General features: G+C 65.7%; 20 protein-coding genes and 1 tRNA gene. 8 read left to right on the top strand and 13 right to left on the bottom strand.

Annotation, left to right across the window (positions count from 1 at the left end):
* Positions 1-2 precede the first annotated feature (2 nt).
* The 7 genes from dapE to AX767_RS19345 all read left to right on the top strand — a co-directional run bounded on the left by dapE (position 3) and on the right by AX767_RS19345 (position 7,158).
* On the top strand, positions 3-1,184 hold the full coding sequence (gene dapE / locus AX767_RS19375) for a succinyl-diaminopimelate desuccinylase (RefSeq protein ID WP_068632810.1): 1,182 nt from the start codon (positions 3-5) through the stop codon (positions 1,182-1,184).
* On the top strand, positions 1,181-2,059 hold the full coding sequence (gene prmB / locus AX767_RS19370) for a 50S ribosomal protein L3 N(5)-glutamine methyltransferase (RefSeq protein ID WP_068632809.1): 879 nt from the start codon (positions 1,181-1,183) through the stop codon (positions 2,057-2,059). Before dapE ends, prmB begins: the two co-directional genes overlap by 4 nt.
* On the top strand, positions 2,056-4,029 hold the full coding sequence (locus AX767_RS19365; RefSeq protein WP_068632808.1) for an ABC-F family ATP-binding cassette domain-containing protein: 1,974 nt from the start codon (positions 2,056-2,058) through the stop codon (positions 4,027-4,029). The genes prmB and AX767_RS19365 overlap by 4 nt, the downstream gene beginning before the upstream one ends.
* 15 nt (positions 4,030-4,044) lie before the next feature.
* Entirely contained in the window at positions 4,045-4,626 is a 582-nt protein-coding gene (locus AX767_RS19360) for a hypothetical protein (RefSeq protein ID WP_237288498.1), read from the top strand.
* A gap of 173 nt (positions 4,627-4,799) precedes the next feature.
* Positions 4,800-5,024, top strand: a complete 225-nt coding sequence (locus tag AX767_RS19355; protein ID WP_068632807.1) for a hypothetical protein — start codon at positions 4,800-4,802, stop codon at positions 5,022-5,024.
* A gap of 130 nt (positions 5,025-5,154) precedes the next feature.
* On the top strand, positions 5,155-5,865 hold the full coding sequence (locus AX767_RS19350) for a GAF domain-containing protein (RefSeq protein ID WP_168164843.1): 711 nt from the start codon (positions 5,155-5,157) through the stop codon (positions 5,863-5,865).
* A gap of 48 nt (positions 5,866-5,913) precedes the next feature.
* Complete coding sequence (locus AX767_RS19345; protein ID WP_082755084.1) at positions 5,914-7,158, top strand: EAL and HDOD domain-containing protein; 1,245 nt, start codon at positions 5,914-5,916, stop codon at positions 7,156-7,158.
* Positions 7,159-7,283: 125 nt separating this feature from the next.
* Here the strand turns inward: AX767_RS19345 and AX767_RS19340 are convergent.
* From AX767_RS19340 to tolB, 5 genes are all read right to left on the bottom strand, one after another.
* Positions 7,284-7,359: transfer RNA gene (locus tag AX767_RS19340), tRNA-Lys, on the bottom strand.
* 31 nt (positions 7,360-7,390) lie between these two features.
* Positions 7,391-8,209: a tRNA threonylcarbamoyladenosine dehydratase gene (locus AX767_RS19335; protein WP_082755083.1), complete on the bottom strand. Its 819-nt coding sequence runs from the start codon at positions 8,207-8,209 to the stop codon at positions 7,391-7,393.
* An 11-nt stretch (positions 8,210-8,220) separates the two neighbouring features.
* The gene (gene ybgF / locus AX767_RS19330; RefSeq protein WP_068632803.1) at positions 8,221-8,970 is read right to left on the bottom strand and encodes a tol-pal system protein YbgF; all 750 of its coding nucleotides are present in this window, start codon (positions 8,968-8,970) and stop codon (positions 8,221-8,223) included.
* Positions 8,971-8,972: 2 nt separating this feature from the next.
* On the bottom strand, positions 8,973-9,485 hold the full coding sequence (gene pal, locus AX767_RS19325; RefSeq protein WP_068632802.1) for a peptidoglycan-associated lipoprotein Pal: 513 nt from the start codon (positions 9,483-9,485) through the stop codon (positions 8,973-8,975).
* A 19-nt stretch (positions 9,486-9,504) separates the two neighbouring features.
* Positions 9,505-10,821 (bottom strand): Tol-Pal system beta propeller repeat protein TolB, encoded by a 1,317-nt coding sequence (gene tolB / locus AX767_RS19320; protein ID WP_443082756.1) that lies wholly within the window; start codon positions 10,819-10,821, stop codon positions 9,505-9,507.
* 141 nt (positions 10,822-10,962) lie between these two features.
* Here tolB and msbA point away from each other — a divergent pair, with 141 nt between their 5' ends.
* Positions 10,963-12,747 (top strand): lipid A export permease/ATP-binding protein MsbA, encoded by a 1,785-nt coding sequence (msbA, locus tag AX767_RS19315; RefSeq protein ID WP_068632800.1) that lies wholly within the window; start codon positions 10,963-10,965, stop codon positions 12,745-12,747.
* Between the two features lie 10 nt (positions 12,748-12,757).
* Here msbA and rng read toward each other — a convergent pair whose 3' ends face one another.
* The 8 genes from rng to AX767_RS19275 are packed head-to-tail and all read right to left on the bottom strand — an operon-like array spanning position 12,758 to position 19,572.
* Complete coding sequence (gene rng, locus AX767_RS19310; RefSeq protein ID WP_068632799.1) at positions 12,758-14,284, bottom strand: ribonuclease G; 1,527 nt, start codon at positions 14,282-14,284, stop codon at positions 12,758-12,760.
* 5 nt (positions 14,285-14,289) lie between these two features.
* A complete protein-coding gene (locus tag AX767_RS19305; RefSeq protein WP_068632798.1) occupies positions 14,290-14,895 on the bottom strand; it encodes a Maf family protein in 606 nt (201 codons plus the stop codon).
* Positions 14,892-15,359, bottom strand: a complete 468-nt coding sequence (gene rlmH / locus AX767_RS19300) for a 23S rRNA (pseudouridine(1915)-N(3))-methyltransferase RlmH (protein WP_068632797.1) — start codon at positions 15,357-15,359, stop codon at positions 14,892-14,894. The genes AX767_RS19305 and rlmH overlap by 4 nt, the downstream gene beginning before the upstream one ends.
* Entirely contained in the window at positions 15,356-16,024 is a 669-nt protein-coding gene (rsfS, locus tag AX767_RS19295; RefSeq protein WP_068632796.1) for a ribosome silencing factor, read from the bottom strand. Before rsfS ends, rlmH begins: the two co-directional genes overlap by 4 nt.
* The gene (nadD, locus tag AX767_RS19290) at positions 16,024-16,650 is read right to left on the bottom strand and encodes a nicotinate (nicotinamide) nucleotide adenylyltransferase (protein WP_068632795.1); all 627 of its coding nucleotides are present in this window, start codon (positions 16,648-16,650) and stop codon (positions 16,024-16,026) included. The genes rsfS and nadD overlap by 1 nt, the downstream gene beginning before the upstream one ends.
* Complete coding sequence (hemF, locus tag AX767_RS19285) at positions 16,641-17,555, bottom strand: oxygen-dependent coproporphyrinogen oxidase (RefSeq protein WP_443082755.1); 915 nt, start codon at positions 17,553-17,555, stop codon at positions 16,641-16,643. Before hemF ends, nadD begins: the two co-directional genes overlap by 10 nt.
* On the bottom strand, positions 17,555-18,850 hold the full coding sequence (purD, locus tag AX767_RS19280; RefSeq protein WP_068632794.1) for a phosphoribosylamine--glycine ligase: 1,296 nt from the start codon (positions 18,848-18,850) through the stop codon (positions 17,555-17,557). The genes hemF and purD overlap by 1 nt, the downstream gene beginning before the upstream one ends.
* Complete coding sequence (locus AX767_RS19275; protein WP_068632793.1) at positions 18,847-19,572, bottom strand: YebC/PmpR family DNA-binding transcriptional regulator; 726 nt, start codon at positions 19,570-19,572, stop codon at positions 18,847-18,849. Before AX767_RS19275 ends, purD begins: the two co-directional genes overlap by 4 nt.
* Positions 19,573-19,779: the final 207 nt, after the last annotated feature.

Genomic DNA, 19,779 nt, shown 5'->3' with positions numbered 1-19,779 from the left:
CGATGTCCCGAACGCTCCAGCTCGCCGAACACCTCATTTCGCGCCCCTCTGTCACGCCCGATGACGCGGGCTGCCAGACCATCCTGGGCGCACGGCTGACAGCGCTCGGCTTCACGCTGGAAACCCTTGAAAGCGGGCCCGCTGATCTCAGGGTCACCAATCTGTGGGCTAAGCGATTGGCGGCCCCCGCAGGTGCCAGCCAGAAAACGCGCAAGACCCTCGCTTTCGCAGGGCACACCGATGTCGTGCCGACCGGCCCGGTCGAGCAGTGGACCAGCCACCCCTTCACCCCCACGCACCGCGACGGCAAGCTGTACGGACGCGGCGCGTGCGACATGAAGACTTCGATCGCCGCCTTCGTGGTCGCGATCGAAGAGTTCCTCGAAACAACGCCCGACCCGAAGCTCAACCTCGCGCTGCTGCTCACCAGCGACGAGGAAGGTCCGGCCGTCGACGGCACCGTGATCGTTTGCGACACCCTGTCGGCGCGCAATGAAACCGTCGACTACTGCATCGTCGGCGAGCCGACCGCCGTCGAGCGCTGCGGCGACATGATCAAGAACGGCCGGCGCGGCACGATGAGCGGCAAGCTCACCGTCAAGGGCGTGCAGGGCCACATCGCCTACCCGCACCTGGCGAAGAACCCGGTGCATGCCTTCGCGCCCGCGCTGGCCGAGCTCGTGGCCATCAACGCGGCGGGTGGCTGGGACGCTGGCAATGCCTATTTTCAGCCGACAAGCTGGCAGATCAGCAACATCCATGCGGGTACAGGCGCCAGCAACGTGATCCCAGGCAGCGCGGTGGTCGATTTCAACTTCCGCTTCTCGACCGAGTCGACGCCCGAGGCGCTGCAGCGCCGCGTCGTGGCGGTGCTCGATGCGCACGGCGTCGACCATGACCTCCGATGGACGGTGGGCGGCCTGCCCTTCCTGACCACGCCGGGCGAGCTGGTCGAAGCCGTGCAGGCGGCCATCACCGACGAGACCGGCTTCACGACCGAGCTGTCGACCAGCGGCGGCACCAGCGACGCGCGGTTCATCGCCAGGATCTGCAAGCAGGTGATCGAGCTCGGCCCCGTCAACGCCAGCATCCACAAGATCGACGAGCACATCGACGTGGCCTCGATCGAGACGCTGAAGAACATCTATCGGCGCACGCTTGAGCGGCTGAACGGGCTGCAATGAGCACCGTCATCGAACTGATCGAGGCCGGCGCACAGCAACTGGTCGACGCGGGCGTGGCGTTCGGGCACGGCACCGACAACGCCTTCGACGAAGCGGCCTGGCTCGTGCTGTGGCGCCTGGGCTTTGAGATCGACGACATCGACGCCGCCGCGGACCAACCCGTCGCGCCCCCGGACGCCGCCAAGGTTGCCGCGCTCCTGGCCGAGCGCATCGAGACGCGCAAGCCCGCCGCCTACCTCACCAAAGAAGCCTGGCTGCAAGGCGTTTCGTTTTTCGTGGACGAGCGCGCCATCGTGCCGCGCAGTTTCATCGCCGAATTGCTCGTCGAGGGCAGCATCGACTACTGGCTCGGCGCGCACACCCGGCGCGTCCTCGACCTGTGCACCGGCAATGGCAGCCTGGCGGTGATCGCCGCCCTGACCTACCCCGACATCGCCATCGATGCGGCCGACCTCTCGATCGACGCGTTGCAGGTAGCGGCCATCAACGTCACCCGGCATGATCTCGACGCGCGCGTCACGCTGATCCAATCCGACGGCCTCACCCGCGTGCGCGGCCCGTACGACCTCATCCTTTGCAACCCGCCCTACGTCAACGCCGCCAGCATGGCCGCCCTGCCCGCCGAGTACCTTGCCGAGCCGGCGCTGGCGCTGGCCGGCGGCGCCGACGGCATGGATTTCATCCGCACTCTTTTCACCGACGCGCCTGCCCACATGAGTGAACGCAGCGTGCTGGTACTGGAAATCGGCAACGAACGCCCCCATTTCGAAGCTGCGTTCCCGCAGCTCGAAGCGGTGTGGCTCGACACCAGCGCCGGCGAAGACCAGGTGCTGCTGGTCACGCGCGAGGCGCTGGCCCCAACTTTTTCCTCATGATCACTCTCAAGAACGTCATCCTGCGTCGCAGCGCCAAGAAGCTGCTCGACGGCGCCACCGTCACCCTCAACCCCGGCGAAAAGGTCGGGCTCGTGGGCCGCAACGGTGCGGGCAAGTCGACGCTGTTCGCACTCTTCAACGGCTCGATCCACGAAGACGGCGGCGATTTCTATGTGCCGAAGCAGTGGCGCATGGCGCAGGTCGCGCAGGACATGCCGGAAACCGAGGAAGCGGCCACCGATTTCGTGGTGGGTGGCGACACCCGCTTGGTCGAATTGCGCGCCACGCTCGCGGCCATCGAGGCCGCCTACGAAGCCAACCCCGAAGATGCCGACGTCGGCATGGAACTCGCGCATGCTTACACCGACCTGGCCGACGCCGGCGAGCACGACGCGGTGCCGCGCGCTCAGGCGCTGATCCTCGGCCTCGGCTTCAAGTCGCACGAGCTCGATGAACCGGTCAACAGCTTCTCCGGCGGCTGGCGCATGCGCCTGCAACTCGCGCGTGCCCTGATGTGCCCGAGCGACTTGCTGCTGCTCGACGAACCCACCAATCACCTGGACCTGGACGCGCTCGTCTGGCTTGAAGCCTGGCTGCAGAAGTACGCCGGCACGATGATCGTGATCAGCCACGATCGCGAGTTCCTGGATGCAGTGACCGACGTGACGCTGCACATCGCCAACGCCCAGCTCACCCGCTACGGCGGCAACTACAGCACGTTCGAACTGCTGCGCGCCGAACAGATGGCGCTGCAACAGACGGCCTTCTCCAAGCAGCAGGACAAGATCGCGCACCTGCAGAAGTTCATCGACCGCTTCAAGGCGAAGGCCAGCAAGGCCAAGCAGGCGCAGAGCCGCGTGAAGGCGCTGGAGCGCATGGAGAAGGTCGCGCCGCTGCTGGCCGAGGCCGACTTCACTTTCGAGTTCAAGGAGCCGGGCAACATCCCGAATCCGATGCTGTCGATCAGCGGTGCGAGCTTCGGCTACCAGCCCGAGGGTGAGCCCGCGAAGACCATCCTGACCGGCGTGAGCCGCTCGGTGCAGGGCGGCCAACGCATCGGCATCCTGGGCGCCAACGGCCAAGGCAAGTCGACGTTGGTGAAGACCATCGCGCGCGAAATGGGCGCGCTCGCTGGCGAAGTCACCGAGGGCAAGGGTCTCAACATCGGCTACTTCGCGCAGCAGGAACTCGATGTGCTGCGCCCGCAGGACAACCCGCTGGAGCACATGGTGCGCCTTGCGCGCGACGCCACCGCCGCCGGCAATGCGCCGAAAGAAGGTACGGGCGAGCAAGCACTGCGCGGCTTCCTGGGCAGCTTCAATTTCAGCGGCGACATGGTCCGGCAGGCGGTTGGCACGATGAGCGGCGGCGAAAAGGCGCGACTGGTGCTGGCCATGATGGTCTGGCAGCGCCCCAACCTGCTGCTGCTGGACGAGCCCACCAATCACCTGGACCTCGCCACCCGCGAGGCGCTGGCCGTGGCGCTCAACGAGTTCGAAGGCACGCTCATGCTGGTGAGCCACGACCGTGCGCTGCTGCGTTCGGTGTGCGACGAATTCTGGATGGTGGGACGCGGCGCCGTCACCGACTTCGACGGCGACCTGGACGACTACCAGCGCTATCTGCTGGACGAAGCCAAACGCCAGCGCGAAGAAGCCAAGGTCGCGACGCGGCAGGCTTCGGCTTCGACTTCGACTGCAGTCAAGCCGATTGTGTCGACCGGTGGCGACGCCTCTGCCGGCAAGAAGCCCGACCTCAAGCCGCTGCAGCGCGAGATCGCGAAGATCGACGAGCGCCTGGTCGCCGTTGGCACTGAAAAAGCGGTACTCGAGGCGCGCCTGGCGCACAGTCTGCCGCCCCTGGACCTCGCCGAAGCGGGCAAGCGCCTGAAGGCGATCAACGAAGAAATCGGTACGCTCGAAGAACGGTGGATGGCCGTGTCGGGCGAACTCGAGGCGCTGGTCGCCTGATCAGGAGAAGTCCCCATGCCGTCTTCCATCGAGCTGGCCGGAGGCGATCCACGGCTGCTGGTCGCCATCCAGCGCAGCCGCAAACTGCTGGGGCGCAAGGCGCTGCTGTCAGCCGCGGCCAGTGCGGTGCCGTTGCCGGGCGTGGACTGGGCAGCCGATGCGGCCTTGCTCTCGAAGCTCATCCCCGAAATCAGTGCGGAGTTCGGGTTGTCGGTCAAGCAGGTCGAACACCTGGCCCCCCACAAGCGCGAGCGCATCCAGAAGGCCGCCACGGCCGTCGGTGCGCTGCTGGTGGGCCGGCTGGTGACCCGCGATCTTTTGCTGCGCCTGGCCAAGCACGCCGGCATGCGGCTGACCGCGAAGCAGGCGACCAAGTACGTGCCACTCGCGGGGCAGATCGTCTCGGCAGCGCTCGGCTACGCAGCGCTGCGAGCCCTGGGCGAGCAGCACATCAAGGACTGCGTGAAGGTGGCCCGGGCAGTGAACCATCAGCTGCCCCCGCCTGCCCATGCGCTGCCGGCCGTCGAAGCCACCCGCGCGGACGCCCCGAGGCTGACCTCCGTGCGACGCATGCTGGGCCGCTTCCGGATTGGTTGACCGCTTCCTCCCTCGCATCGACCGACCGAGGGCGTGCGATGCACTATTGCCGGACCGGCTGGCCGCACCACACACTGCGTCTAAACTGCATCCACTCGCAGAATGGCGATGCGCGATAAACAAATCAGGGAGCCGGGACGCCTTCAGGGGCGGAGTCCAACGGGAGGAACGAAATGAACGAGGCAGACATGAACGCGTCCATCGAACGATTGATGGCGCGCGTCGACTATTACCTGCACTGCGAACTGGACGAGGGTTACGACCACGAGCAGCCAGAAACGGCGCGCAGCATGCTCGAAGGCGCGTTGAAGTCGGAGCTGCTGCGTGCCAGCGCGATCGGTCTTCTTTCCACCATCGCGTCTTCTGCCCACACCCTGCCCGGCGCCGACGCGGCCTGAAACCTTGCCAGAAAACGAAAGGCTCCTGCGGGAGCCTTTTTTTGCGGCCTGATTTAAAGTGCGCATCTGTCCGGGACGAATGGATCGCGACCAGAACCCCCAGCGTGAAAATCTCGAAATGAAGAACACCATGCAGATCGTTTTTTTTCTCGATGCCGCCCAGCGCTGGCGCTGGCAAATGAATGGCAGCGACGGGCACCCCATGATGGAAGGCTGCGAGTCGTACGCGACGTACTCGCTCGCGGTGCGTCACGCCGACGAGGTGTGTCGATGGATTCCTCATGCCCCGGTCGAGTTCGAAGTGGCGGCGCAGCCGCATACCCTGGGTTCGACCACCCGCATCAACACGACCTTTGCCGAGTTCCGCCAAGTGCTCGACGATCGCGGCCTCGAAGCCGCACTGGAAGTCTTGAATCGTCAGATCCCGCATCGCTACAGCGCGGTCTACGCATTGCCCGACGCCGAGCGCCTGGTGAACATCGCGGTGGTCGACAAGCGCGGTGAGCCCTATCCCGCAAGCCTCCAGTCGGTGCCGTATAACCAGAGCTTTTGCCAGTTCGCCATCCGCGACGGGCAATTCAGAACGGCCAACTCCGCACTGGACGCCCGGCTCGACGGCAACGCTTACCAGGGCGTGCTGAACTCGTACCACGCCGTCCCGCTCGTGTCGCCCGAAGGCGTGGTCCTCGGCACGCTTTCCCATTTCGACACGGACGCCATCGCGCTGGACGACGACGACTTCGAGTTGCTTCGCATGGTGGCGCAGGCGGTGGTTCACTGTCTGCCCAAACCGGCGTTCGACGGACAGCCGCTCTCAAGTTCGGTCCCAGTGCGCCGATAACCTCAGGAAGCGCCACCGGACGCATTTCCGGTTTCTCTCGGGGTCGCCATGTCCACACGCATCCAGGAATCCCCGCTACTCGCTACCGACGTCGTGCGAGGCAGGCCACCGATGGGCGCTCGTCGTGTGGTGGTCGACCACCATCGCGCCGTCGCCGGCTACCAGCTCGCACCGTCCCTGCGCGGACCGAAGCCGACCGATGCCGATGGCGTGGCCGACGAAGATCCGACCGAAGACGAATCCCGCCTGCTCAAGCCAACCTTCGTGCGCTGCACCTGTCAGGAACTGGCCGAAGGCGAACTCGACTGGCTGGACCCGGACACCGTGGTGCTGCAGATCCAGGAGAGCGCCGCGCCCGGCAAGCCAGCCGTCCCGCTCGACCATGCCGTGCTGCAGGCCGCGCGCGACCGGGGCTTCCAGCTGGCCTTCGACTCCCGCCTGCTCGGCAAGGCGTACGCCGCCTTCGTGCCGCTGGCCTCCTTCGTGATTCTGGAGATGGGCGTACTCGAACTCAATCGTGCCACCGCGGTCGCCCACGCCGTGCTGTCGGGTACCCGGGCCACCCTGTTCGCCACGCAGGTGCGCACCGCCGCCGAGTTCGAGTGCCTGGCCGAGGCTGGCGTCACCCTTTATGAAGGGCTGTGGTTCACCCAGCCCCCGGCCACGCCGGACCGCTCGATCCGGCTGGGCCATGCGTCGCTGATCAGCCTCATGAACATGGTCATGCGCGAAGCCGACATCCATGAGATCGAGGACCTGCTCAAGCGCGAACCCACGGTGGCGTTCAAGCTGCTGCGCTACATCAACTCGGCCGGCTTCGGCAGGAAAACGGAGATCGGGTCGTTCCGGCACGCGGTGCTGACAGTCGGCATGAAGCGGCTGTTCCGCTGGACCGCGGTGCTGGTGGCCAGCACCGCTGCCGGCAGTGTGGCACCGGCAGCCGGCACCTTGGCGATCGTGCGCGGGCGGGTGATGGAGTTGCTGGCGCTGGGGACGCTGTCGCCGGCCGAAGCCGACCTGGCCTTCGTGACGGGAATGTTCTCGATGCTGGACTTGCTGCTGGGCATGCCGCTGGCCGACGCGCTCGCGCTGGTGAACTTGCCGGCTTCGGTGTCGGACGCCGTGTTGCGCAACGACGGCCCGTTCGCACGTTACCTGGGCATCGCCAGAGGCTGCGAGAGTGCGGACGAGGCGACGCTCGAAATCCTGTCGGCACGCTACGGCATCCCGGTCGCGCGGATGACCGCGGCGCACCTGGAGGCGTTGGCCTGGGCCGAGCAGTTCGGGCGTTGAGTACGCACCGGAGAAGACTGGATTTCGTGGGTGCAGCGGCTATGGTGCTGTGCCGTAACCCCGTTCGACTTCGGATCAAAAAAAATCCCCATGTGATCGATCACACGGGGATTTTCAAAGGACTTTGGTGGGACGTGCGGGGGTCGAACCCACGACAAACGGATTAAAAGTCCGCTGCTCTACCAACTGAGCTAACGTCCCGTCTTTGCGGGAAGCAATATCCAGCAAAGCCTCAAATTATAGCGTCCTGACGGGATGCAATTTCATTCAGCACCCAACCCGCTGCGCATTGCCCGAAAGTTGCCGTTACCGCGACCACCGAGCCGTAGCCATGGCAATTCAAGGTCCCGTCCGCATCCTCGATAGCGCAGGACGAATCGGGCGCGGCAACGCTCTCGCGACTGAACACGCAGGCCACACTCATCCTCTTGCCATCGCGCGGGGCTCCGTGCTCTTTTCGCAGCCGGTGACGCACTTGCGCGAGCAACGGGTCATGGGTGACTTTCGAAAGGTCTTCGATGTCGACCCGATGCGCGAGCCGCTTGCCGCCCGCCGCGCCTGCGACGATGAAAGCCGTCTTGCTTCGGCGCGCCCACGCAGCCATCGAAACTTTCGCGCGGACTTGATCGCACGCATCGATCACTGCAGTAATCGGGCCTTGGCGCTCCTCGACCATGCCGACTGTCGCCATCCAGGTATCGGGCTCGACGAATTCATCGACCGAGAGCACCTTGCATTCCGGATTGATGAGCGCGATGCGTTCCCGCATCGCCTCGACCTTTGCCTGGCCGACAGTCGATTCGAGCGCCTGGATCTGCCGGTTGATGTTCGACTCGGCAATGTGATCCAGGTCGATAAGCGTGAGGGCGCCGACACCGCTGCGCGCAAGTGCTTCCGCAGCCCAGGAACCCACGCCGCCGATGCCCACGACGACCACGTGAGCGGCCCGGATCTGCGAGGCTCCCGCAACGCCGTAGAGGCGTTCCAGCCCGCTGAATCGCCGCGCCAGGCCGGCATCTGCAACCGACGAATCGAATGGCGCGGCGTTCAAGATCGCGTGGATTACTTCAGCCGGGCCAACCGCTCACGACCGGCCTGTGCGGCCTCCGACTGCGGGTAGGCCTTGGTCAAGTCCTCCAGGGTCCGGCGAGCGGCCTTGGTGTCCTTGAGCTCGATCTGGCAATTGGCGATCGACAGCACCGCTTCCGGCGCCTTGGCGTGGTCGGGTGCCAACGACAACATCGAGCGGAAATTCGCGATGGCTTCGTTGTAGTTGCGAGTCGCATATTGCGCATTGCCCAGCCAGAACAGCGCCGACGGGTTGTACCCGCTCTGCGGATGCGCCTTCACGAACGACGCGAACGCCGTCTGGGCCTGCGCAAACTGACCCGACCGAAACACGCCGAGCGCTGCGTCGAACTCGGCCTTTTCACGCGGATCCGCAGTGAACTCGCGTCCGTCAACCGCGACGGTCGATGGTTCGCTCTTCTTCATCCGCTCGTCGACGTCTTTTTGAACCTGCTGCAACTCGGACACGGAACGGGTCAGCAACTCGTTTTGCCCCGTCATGCGGGCCATGTCGCTCCGCAGCGTTTCGATCTGACTCTGAAGATCGAGGAGGCTGCGCCGCAATTGGCCGTTCTCGTCGGCGATGCGCTGGTTCGTCCCTTCACGCATCGCTTCGACACGCTGCCGCAGATCGAGGATCGCCTTGCGCGCTTCGTCGTCTTCGAACAGGGCCGCTTGCGCGCCGAAGGATGCGCAAGCCAACGCGGCCGCCAGCGCCGCGTGCCGAATGGCGAATCGACCCATGATCAACGGTAGGTGATCTCGGCGCGGCGGTTTTGCGCCCACACCGACTCGCCGCTGCCGGACACGGCCGGCTTTTCCTTGCCGAAGCTCACGGCTTCGATCTGGGCATCGTTGACACCCAGCAGCGCCAGCGCGCGGCGGACCGCTTCCGAGCGCTTCTGGCCGAGCGCCAGGTTGTATTCGCGACCACCGCGATCGTCGGTGTGACCTTCGATCGACACGCGACGGTTCGGGCTGGCCTTCAGGAAACGGGCATGGCCGTCGATCAACGACTGGAAGTCAGGCTTGACCGTGTAGCTGTCGTAGTCGAAATACACGATGCGTGAGACACCGACCGGGCCCGCTGCATTCATCGCATTCGGGTCGATGGTGACGGGTGCCACACCGCTGGCAGCGCCTTGAGAACCGGCACCGCCGGTGCGGTCGGTGACCGGTGCGTCGTTGAGCTTCGTGCCCGACGAGCAACCGGCAATCAGGGCCACGATGGCCAGCGAATAAATCGTGCGTTTCAACATATCAGACTCCTCAAGTTAATCATTGCTTTTGAAACGGACCCCAGTCCGGTTCCCGAATGTCTCCCGCCTGCCCAGCCAGTCGCGCTTTTATCTTTCCGTCGAGCGTCGTGGTCATCAGTGCTTCGCGGCCTTGCAGCTGCGTTGCGTAGACGAGCAGCTTGCTGTTCGGGGCAAAACTGGGACTTTCGTCGGCTGTGGTATCCGTGATGGCGTTGACATTCCCCGTCGCCAACTCCATCACATGGAGTTTGAACGCACCGCCCACACGGGAGATGTAGGCCAACCACCGGCCATCGGCGCTGATCGACGGCGAAATGTTGTAGGTGCCGCTGAACGTCACACGCGTCGGGTTGCCGCCGCTGGCGCCCATCTTGTAGATCTGCGGCGCACCGCCACGGTCGCTCACGAAGAAGATCGTGCTGCCATCGGCCGAATAAACGGGCTCGGTGTCGATGCTGCTGCTCTGTGTCAGGCGGCGCGGTTCGCCGCCGCTGGCAGCGATCGTGTAGAGCTGCGATCCGCCGTCGCGGGTCAGTGTGACGGCCAGCGAATTGCCGTCCGGTGCCCACGCGGGTGCGCTGTTCGAACCTTTGAAGTTCGCGAGCAGCCGGCGCTGGCCGCTGGCCACGTTGTGCACGTAGACGACCGGCTTGCGCGACTCGAACGACACATAGGCGAGTTGCTGGCCGTTCGAAGACCAGCAAGGCGAAATGATGGGTTCCGGACTGGCCAGCGCCGATTGCGCGTTCTCGCCATCGGCATCGGCAACCCACAGGCTGTAGCGGCTGCCACCCTTGGTGACGTAGGCGATGCGCGTCGAGAAAATGCCTTTTTCACCGGTGAGTTTTTCGTAGACGTAGTCGGCAATGCGGTGCGACGCGAGGCGCAGATCGCCCTGCGGCACCGTGTAGCTCTGGCCACCGAGGTCTTGCCCCTTGACCACGTCCCACAAGCGGAAACGCACGTCGTAGCGGCCGTCGGCCAGTCGCGTGACGCTGCCGACCACCAGGGAGTCGGCGGTGCGCTGACGCCACAGGGTGAGGTCGGGACGGGAAGCTTCATCGAGCGCCTGGCCGGAGGCATCCACGCCGCGGAACTGGCCGCTGCGTTCGAGGTCGGCCTGGACGATGGCCGAGATCTTTTGCGGCGACGCATCCTGGCCCTTGAAGGGCACCAGCGCAATTGGCAATTGGGTCAGGCCCACGCCCGACACCTCGACGCGGAACTGGGCCAGCGCGGGAACGACGGGGGATGCAGCGAGGGCCGCAATCAATGCGCGGCGGGCGAGGAACGATGAAGAAGAAGTCGGGAAAAGGTCAGTCAACGGCTTGTTCATGCAGTTCGGAGAGGTTTCCGGGGCAAAAGTTTCCCCGATCGAAGCGAGGCCACATGGTACACAACGCCTCGGGCACCACGTCACAAAAGGTGAACAGCCTGGATCGGACGAGTTTGTAGCCGCCCGTAGAATCCGCCGCCTATGCAGCCTTCCCCTGTCGACGCCCCCGTGCGCAGCCCCTTGATGCACCGGTTGTCCCGGCTCATGACATGGTTCGGCGGATCGCGGCGCTGGTGGGCCATCGGTCTCCTCACGGCGGTGGTCGCGGCGCTCACCGAGCCGCTGATGCCAGCGCTCCTCAAGCCTTTGCTCGACCGCGGTTTCTCTCGCGGACAGCTGGCGCTCTGGACCGTGCCCGCCGCCGTCGTCATGCTGTTCGCGGTGCGCGGCCTGGCCCAATTTGTTTCCCAGTACGCGCTGGCACGCATCGCCAACGAGGGCATGCAGCGCTTGCGCAGCGTGCTCTTCGAGCGGCTGTTGGCGGCCGAGCTGGCCCTGTTCTCGCGGCAGTCGGCGAGCGCCCTCTCCAACACCGTGGTCTACGAAGTGCAGACCGGTTCGATGTTGTTGGTGCAGGCCCTGCTGGGCCTGTCGCGCGACGGCTTCACGCTGATCGCCCTCCTCGCCTATCTCGTCTACCTGAACTGGAAGCTCACGCTGATCGTCGGCGCGCTGGTGCCGGGCGTCGCGTGGATCATGAAGGTGCTCTCCAAGCGCCTCTATCACCTCACGCGCCTCGGTCAGAAGGCGACCGACGACCTTGCCTATGTGGTCGAAGAGAACGTGCTGGCACATCGCGTGGTGCGGCTGCATGGTGCAGAAGCCGGCCAGGCCGAACGCTTCGAGCGCCTCAGCCAGAGCCTGAACCGGCTCGCCGTGAAATCGACCATCGCCTCGGCCGCCATGACGCCGCTCACCCAGTTGCTGGCTTCGGTCGCGCTCTCGATCGTCGTGATGATCGCGCTGTGGCAAAGCGGCGAGCAGGGTCTCACCGTGGGCGGTTTCGTGGCCTACATCACCGCGATGCTGATGCTCATCGCACCCATTCGTCGCCTGGCCGACATGGCGAACCCGATCACGCGCGGGCTGGCGGCACTGGAGCGCGGCCTCGCACTGGTCGACGATGTCGCTTCGGAGTCGGAAGGCAAGCACGTGGCGGCGCGCTCGGAAGGCCGCATTGCGCTGCAACAGGTGCGCGTCACCTACCGCGGCGAAGACGAAGCCGCCGCCATCGACGGCGTGACACTGGCCATCGAACCCGGCGAGATCGTGGCCTTCGTCGGCCCTTCGGGCTCGGGCAAGACCACGCTGGTCAACCTGTTGCCACGCTTTGTCTTGCAGAGCGCCGGCACGGTGCTGCTCGACGGTCACGATACCCGGGAATGGCAGCTCAAGAGCCTGCGCGCCCAGTTCGCGATGGTCAGCCAGGACGTCGTGATGCTCAACGACACGCTGGCCGCCAACATCGCCCTCGGCTCGCAAGTCGATCGCGAGCGGGTGCTGCAATGCGTGGCCGCCGCCAACCTGGAGGCGCACGTCGACAGCTTGCCCCAAGGCATCGACACGGTGCTCGGCCACAACGCCACGCAGCTGTCAGGCGGCCAGCGACAACGCCTGGCGATTGCGCGCGCCCTCTACAAGGACGCACCGATCTTGCTGCTGGACGAAGCGACCTCAGCGCTCGACACCGAATCCGAGCGCCTGGTGCAAGACGCGCTGCAACGCCTCATGCAGGGCCGCACGACGCTGATCGTCGCGCACCGCCTCTCGACCATCCAGCACGCCGATCGCATCGTGGTGATGGAGCATGGCCGTGTCGCCGAGCAAGGCAGCCATGCTCAGCTGATGGCACTCGACGGGCTCTATGCGCGCCTGCAGACCAACGCCATGCGCACGGCGCCAGTAGGCGGAACACCGACGCTCTGAGCGCAGCGCGTCAGAGCAGCACGATGTCGTACTGGCCCTGCCCGATGGCGGGCTCCGACTGCAGCGAGATCGGTTTGCCGATGAAGTCGCTCAGCCCTGCCAGATGCTGGCTTTCTTCGTCGAGGAACAGCTCGATCACCTGGGGCGACGAGACGATGCGGAACTCGCGCGGCGTGAACTGCCGTGCCTCGCGCAGGATTTCGCGCATCACGTCGTAGGCGACGCTGCGCGCCGTCTTGACGATGCCCTGGCCGCTGCAGGCCAGACACGGTTCGCACAGCATGTGGGCCAACGATTCGCGCGTGCGCTTGCGCGTCATTTCGACCAGGCCCAACTGGGAAAAGCCACCGGCCGTGGTCTTGACCCGATCGCGCGCCAGCTGTTTACGGAACTCGCCCAGCACCTGCTCGCGGTGGTCGTCGCGCACCATGTCGATGAAGTCGACGATCACGATGCCGCCCAGGTTGCGCAGCCGCAATTGGCGCGCGATGGCCTGGGCTGCTTCGAGGTTGGTCTTGAAAATCGTGTCGTCGAAATTGCGCGCGCCGACGAAGCCGCCGGTGTTCACGTCGACAGTGGTAAGCGCCTCGGTCTGGTCGACCACGAGGTAGCCGCCCGACTTGAGCTCGACGCGGCGGCCCAGCGCCTTGGCAATCTCTTCGTCGACCGAGTACAGGTCGAAAATCGGCCGCTCGCCCTTGTAGTGCTGCAGCTTGCCAGCCGCCTGCGGCATGAACTCGAGCCCGAACTTGAGCAGCACGTCGAACTGTTCGCGCGAGTCGATGCGAATGGTCTGCGTGTCTTCGACGGTCATGTCGCGCAGCACGCGCTGCAGCAGGCTCAGGTCCTGGTGCAGCAGCGATATCGCCGGCAGCTTCGACGACGAATCGCGAATGCGCGACCAGGTCTTGCGCAGGTAGGCGATGTCTTCCGCGAGTTCGGCGTCGCTCGAATCCTCGCCGTTGGTGCGGAGGATGAAGCCGCCGGTGTTCGCCGGCACCGCGCCGCCGCTGTCCGCGGCGGCAGCGGCTTCGATCAGGGCCTGCATGCGCGCGCGCAATGCATCGCGCTGCGCCGGCGGAATCTTTTGCGACACCCCGATGTGGTTGTCTTGCGGCAAGAAAACCAGCAGGCGCCCGGCGATGCTGATCTGTGTGGACAGCCGCGCGCCCTTGGTGCCGATCGGGTCCTTGATCACCTGCACCAGCAGTGACTGGCCTTCGAACACCTGCTTTTCGATGGGCACGATCGCGCCCTGATGGCGATGGTCGCGCTCGGGCGCCTGCGTGCTCGCACGCGAGCCCGGCGTGAAAGGCGCCACGATGTCGGCGACATGCAGGAACGCGGTGCGCTCCAGGCCGATGTCGATGAACGCGGACTGCATGCCGGGGAGCACACGAGACACTTTGCCGAGGTAGACATTGCCGACCAGACCTCGTTCCAGCGTCCGTTCGACGTGCAGTTCCTGGACCGCGCCATGCTCCACCAGTGCGACGCGGGTCTCTTGCGGGGACCAGTTGATCAGGATGTCTTGCATGGCGCCTAGGTCTTGAATCCGGCGCGGCGCAACAGCGTTGCGGTCTCGAACATCGGAAGGCCCATGATGCCCGAATAGGAGCCGCTGATGTGCTCGATGAAGGCCGCTGCTGCGCCCTGGATGCCATACGCGCCGGCCTTGCCGAGCGGCTCGCCGTCCGCGACGTAGCGGGCGATTTGCGCCCGGGTGAGCGGTGCAAAGCGCACGCGCGAAACGCCCAAGGCGACATGGCGCCGGCGCCCGTTCTGCACGGCCACTGCCGTCAACACGCGGTGCGTCCTGCCCGCGAGCAGCGCGAGCATGCGTTCGGCGTCACGCGCGTCGTCGGGTTTTCCGAAAATGGTGCGGCCCATGGCGACGGTGGTGTCGGCACACAGGATCGGCGCCGGCGGCAGGCCCAGCCGCCGATGCCGCGCGACCGCGGCGTCGAGCTTGAGTGCCGTGACGCGCTGCACGTACGCCGCCGGCGCCTCGCCCGGCGCGACGATTTCGAGCGCCTCAGCGTCTTCGTCCGGACCTGCGAGCAGCAGTTCATGTCGCACGCCGAGCTGGCCGAGCAACTGCGCGCGCCGCGGGCTCTGCGACGCGAGGTAGATGAAAAAGTGGCTCATTCGCGGTGGTACGGATGGCCGGCGTTCACGGACCACGCGCGGTAGAGCTGCTCGACCAGCAGCACGCGCGCCATGGCGTGCGGCAGGGTCAGGTCGGAAAGCCGGATGCGCTCGTGCGCGGCGGCCTTGAAAGCAGGGTCGAGCCCATCCGGCCCGCCGATGACCAGGGCGACGTCATCGCCCTCGCCTTGCCAGGCCTGCAGGCGTGCTGCCAGCGCCTTGGTGGTGAGTGCGGTGCCCCGCTCGTCGAGCGCCACGATGCGCATGCCCTTGGCGATGGCCGCCTGGATGCGATCGCGCTCGGCGGCGTACAGCGTTTCGAGTGACTTGGAACCCCGCGGCTCGGTCTTGACCGCCCGCAGTTCGAGCTTGAGTTCGGGCGGAAAACGCTTGGCGTAATCGTCCCAGGCGGTCTGCGCCCAGTCGGGCATGCGTTGCCCGACCGCGACCACCAGCAGCTTCATGCTTTCTTCGGGGCGACCTTGCGTGCAGGCTTCTTGGCCGCGGGCCGTGCAGCCGACTTCGCAGCCACCTTCTTCGCGGCCGGCTTGCCCACCACCTTGACCGGCGTGCGCGTGGCGCCCGTCGTCTTGCGCGCGGGCGCTTTGCGGGCCGGCTTGGCCTTGGCATCGCGCGCTTCTTGTTCGGCAGCGCGGATCGCCGTCTTGGCGGCACTCGAACGGCGCAATGTGGTTTCCGTCTTGGCTGCGGGCTTCTTGCCTTCTTCCGCTGGCGCCTTGCTGGCGGTGGCCGGCTTGCTGCCGCCCAACTTGGTCCGCACCGGCTTGTCTCCCCAGATTTCTTCGAGGTGGTAGTACTGGCGAATCGCCGGTTGCATGATGTGCGCCACCGCGGCGCCGCAGTCCACGATGATCCATTCGCCGTTGTCTTCGCCCTCGATGCGCGGCTTGCCGAAGCCCGCTTCGCGCACCGCATCGCGCACGCTGGAGGCCAGCGCCTTGGTCTGCCGATTCGACGTGCCCGACGCCACGATCACGCGCTCGAAGAGCGGCGACAGATGCTCCGTGTCGAAAACCTGAATGTCCTGCGCCTTGACGTCTTCGAGCCCGTCGATGATGGCTCGCTGGAGTTTCTGGATGTCTTTTTTGGCGGCGGCTTCAGTGGTCATCAGGCGGGGCGGTAGAGGAAGTGTTGGTCAATATAGCGTGCAACGGCGGGCGGAACCAGCGCGGAAACGTCCTCACCGCGCGCGACGCGCTGGCGAATGTCGGTGGCACTGGTGTCCATGGCCGGCAGTTCGAGGCCCTCGAACTGCGCGCCGGTCGGGAGGCCGGGCAAGCTTGCTGGATCAAATCGGGCTGTGGCGCCCGTCTGCATTGCGCGATGCGCTACAGAAATGATAGCAATGGAGAGTATAACCTGCCAGCCGTGCCAGCTCGGCAGCGCCGTGGCCTGGTCGGCACCCATGACCAGCACGAGTCGTGCGGTGGGATTTTCGGCCTGCAATTCGCGCAGCGTGTCGAGCGTGTAGGTCGGGCCGTCGCGCAACACTTCGCGCGCATCGACGACCACGCCCGCCAAATCGCCGAAGGCCAGCCGGCTCATCGCGAGTCGGTCGTCTGCGCCGGTCAGCTGCCGCGTCTTGTGCCAGGCCCTGCCCGTCGGGAAAATCCGCAGTTCGCTCAGGTTCAGTTGCGCGAGCGCGGCGGCCGCCAGCGCCACATGGGCGTTGTGCGGCGGATCGAAGGCGCCGCCGAACACGCCGATGCGCGGCGCCGGAGCGCTCACAGCCATTCGCGTCGCACGATGAACTCGCTGTAGAGCGCCGCTTCGGGCGTGCCGGGTTCGGGCGATCGCTGGTACGCCCAGCTCGCCAGCGGCGGCATCGACAGCAGGATGGATTCCGAGCGACCGCCCGACTGCAGACCGAAGTGCGTGCCGCGGTCCCACACCAGATTGAATTCGACGTAGCGGCCGCGCCGATAGAGCTGGAACGCGCGCTCGCGTTCAGCGTAGGGCGTATCGCGGCGGCGTTCGACCAGCGGCAGGTAGGCCGGCAAGAACGCATCGCCGACCGATCGCAGCATGTCGAAGCTGCGGTCGAAATCGAACTCCGAAAAGTCATCGAAGAAGATGCCACCGATGCCACGTTGCTCGTTGCGATGCTTCAAATAGAAATACTCGTCGCACCACTGCTTGAAGCGCGGGTACTTGTCGTCACCGTAGGGCGCCAACGCATCGCGACAGGTGCCGTGGAAGTGCGTCGCGTCTTCTGCGAACCCGTAGTACGGCGTGAGGTCCATGCCGCCGCCGAACCAGCAGACCGGATCGCCGCCCTCGGGCAGCGCAGCGATCATGCGGACGTTCATGTGCACTGTCGGCACGTACGGATTGCGCGGATGAAAGACGAGCGAGACGCCCATCGCCTCGAACGGCGCACCGGCGAGCTCGGGACGGTGCTGGGTCGCCGAGGGCGGCAACTTCGGCCCGCGCACCTGCGAGAAGCCGCACCCTGCACGCTCGAACAGCGCACCGCCTTCGAGGATGCACGTCAGGCCATGACCTTGCAGCCATTCGCCGGGCTCTTTTTGCCAGGCGTCACGCACGGCCACGCCGCCGTCGGCGCTCTCCACGGCCGCCACGATGCGCTGCTGCAGCGCCCGCAGGTAGTCGCCGACGGCTTCGGGATGTGCACGCATCAGTGGCCGGCGTCGCGCCCGGGCAAGGCGCGGAACCCGATGTCCTTGCGGTACTGCGCGCCGTCGAACCGGATGCGCGCCGCGACTTCGTAGGCCCGTTGTTGCGCGAGCTTCACGTTGTCGGCCAGCACCGTCACGCACAACACCCGCCCGCCGCTGGTCTGCAGCGCGCCGGCGTCCAGCGTGGTGCCGGCATGGAAGACGACGGCATCCGGCGCTTCGGCCGGGATACCGTCGACGCGGTCGCCCTTGCGCGGCGCGAGCGGATAGCCGTGCGCCGCCATCACGACGCCGAGCGCGACGCGGCGGTCCCACTCCAGATCGACCGTGTCCAGCGTGCCGTCGGTCGCGTGCCAGAACACTTCGAACAGATCCGACTTGAGTCGCATCATGATCGGCTGCGTTTCCGGGTCGCCCATGCGGCAGTTGAATTCCAGCGTCTTGACCTGGCCCTTGCCGTCGATCATCAGGCCGGCGTACAGGAAGCCGGTGTACGGAATGCCGTCTTTTTCCATGCCGCGGATGGTCGGCAGGATGATTTCTCGCATCGCGCGCGCGTGCACTTCTGCGGTGACCACCGGTGCCGGCGAATAGGCGCCCATGCCACCCGTGTTCGGCCCCTGGTCGCCGTCGAGCAGGCGCTTGTGGTCCTGGCTGGTCGCCAGCGCGGTGACGTTCTTGCCGTCGCACATGACGATGAAGCTGGCTTCCTCGCCCTGCAGGAATTCCTCGATGACGACGCGCGCACCGCCGTCGTTGTGCGAAACCCCGAACTTGTTGTCGAGCAGCATGAAGTCGACCGCTTCATGCGCCTCGGCCACGGTCACCGCAACGACGACGCCCTTGCCGGCCGCCAATCCGTCGGCCTTGACGACGATCGGCGCGCCCTTGGCGTCGATGTAGGCGTGGGCCGCCGCGGCGTCGGTGAAGGCTTCGTAGTCGGCGGTCGGGATCTTGTGGCGCTTCATGAACGCCTTGGAAAACGCCTTGGAGCTTTCCAGCTGCGCCGCCGCCTGGGTCGGGCCGAAGATGCGCATGTTGTGGGCGCGGAATTCGTCCACCACGCCCGCAGCCAACGGCGCCTCGGGGCCGACCACGGTCAGCGCGATCTTTTCCTTGGCGGCCCACTCGCGCAATGCGACCGGGTCGGTGATATCGATGCCATGAAATCGCGAATCGGTCGCCGTGCCGCCGTTGCCCGGCGCCACGTAGATCTTGCTGACGCGCGTGGCTTGCGACAGGCGCCAGGCGAGTGCGTGTTCACGGCCGCCACTGCCGATGACGAGGACCTTCATTCTGACAACGCGGCGTTGTGGAAGACTTCTTGCACATCGTCCAGGTCTTCCAGAACGTCGAGCAGTTTCTGCATCCGGGTGGCTTCGTCGCCGGCCACGTCGACGGTGTTCTCGGCGCGCATGGTGACTTCGGCCACTTCGGCCTTGAAACCCGCAGCCTCGAGTGCGTTCTTGATGGTTTCAAAATCGCCGACCGCGGTCAGCACCTCGATCGCGCCGTCGTCGTCGGTCACGACGTCTTCGGCGCCCGCTTCGAGGGCAACTTCCATTACCTTGTCCTCGTCGGTGCCGGGTGCGAACACGATCTGGCCGCAATGCTTGAACTGAAACGCGACCGAGCCTTCTGTGCCCATGTTGCCGCCGTACTTGCTGAACGCATGCCGCACTTCGGCAACGGTTCGCACGCGGTTGTCGGTCATGGTGTCGACGATGATCGCCGCGCCGCCGATGCCGTAGCCCTCGTAGCGAATTTCCTCGTAGTTCACGCCTTCGAGGTTGCCGGTGGCCTTGTCGATGTTGCGCTTGACGGTGTCGATCGGCAGGTTGACGGCTTTCGCCTTCTCGACCGCCAGCCGCAGCCGAGGGTTGATGCCCAGGTCACCGCCGCCCAAGCGCGCCGCCACCATGATTTCGCGGATCACACGGGTCCACGCCTTGCCGCGCTTGTCGTCCTGCCTGCCCTTACGGTGCTGAATGTTTGCCCATTTGCTGTGTCCGGCCATGGCTCTTTCTCTCGCTCTCGTGTGTTTGCTAAGCAAGCTTCGGGGTTCAAAGCAAGCGTTAGAGTTTACTGTCCGTCGCGCGCAACGCCGGGCGCGCTGCGGCTGGATCGGGAGTGCTTTTGGGGATAATCCAGCGCCATGAGCCATCCCGCCAAAACCTCCGCCGTCGCTTCCCCCACCGCTGAGGCCCGGTGACGGTGCCGGTGT

Origin of the sequence: Variovorax sp. PAMC 28711 (genome assembly GCF_001577265.1) — a bacterium.
Classification (GTDB): Bacteria; Pseudomonadota; Gammaproteobacteria; order Burkholderiales; family Burkholderiaceae_C; genus Variovorax.
The sequence above is the reverse complement of the archived record's forward strand: the minus strand, read 5'-3'. Positions and strand labels throughout refer to the sequence as shown.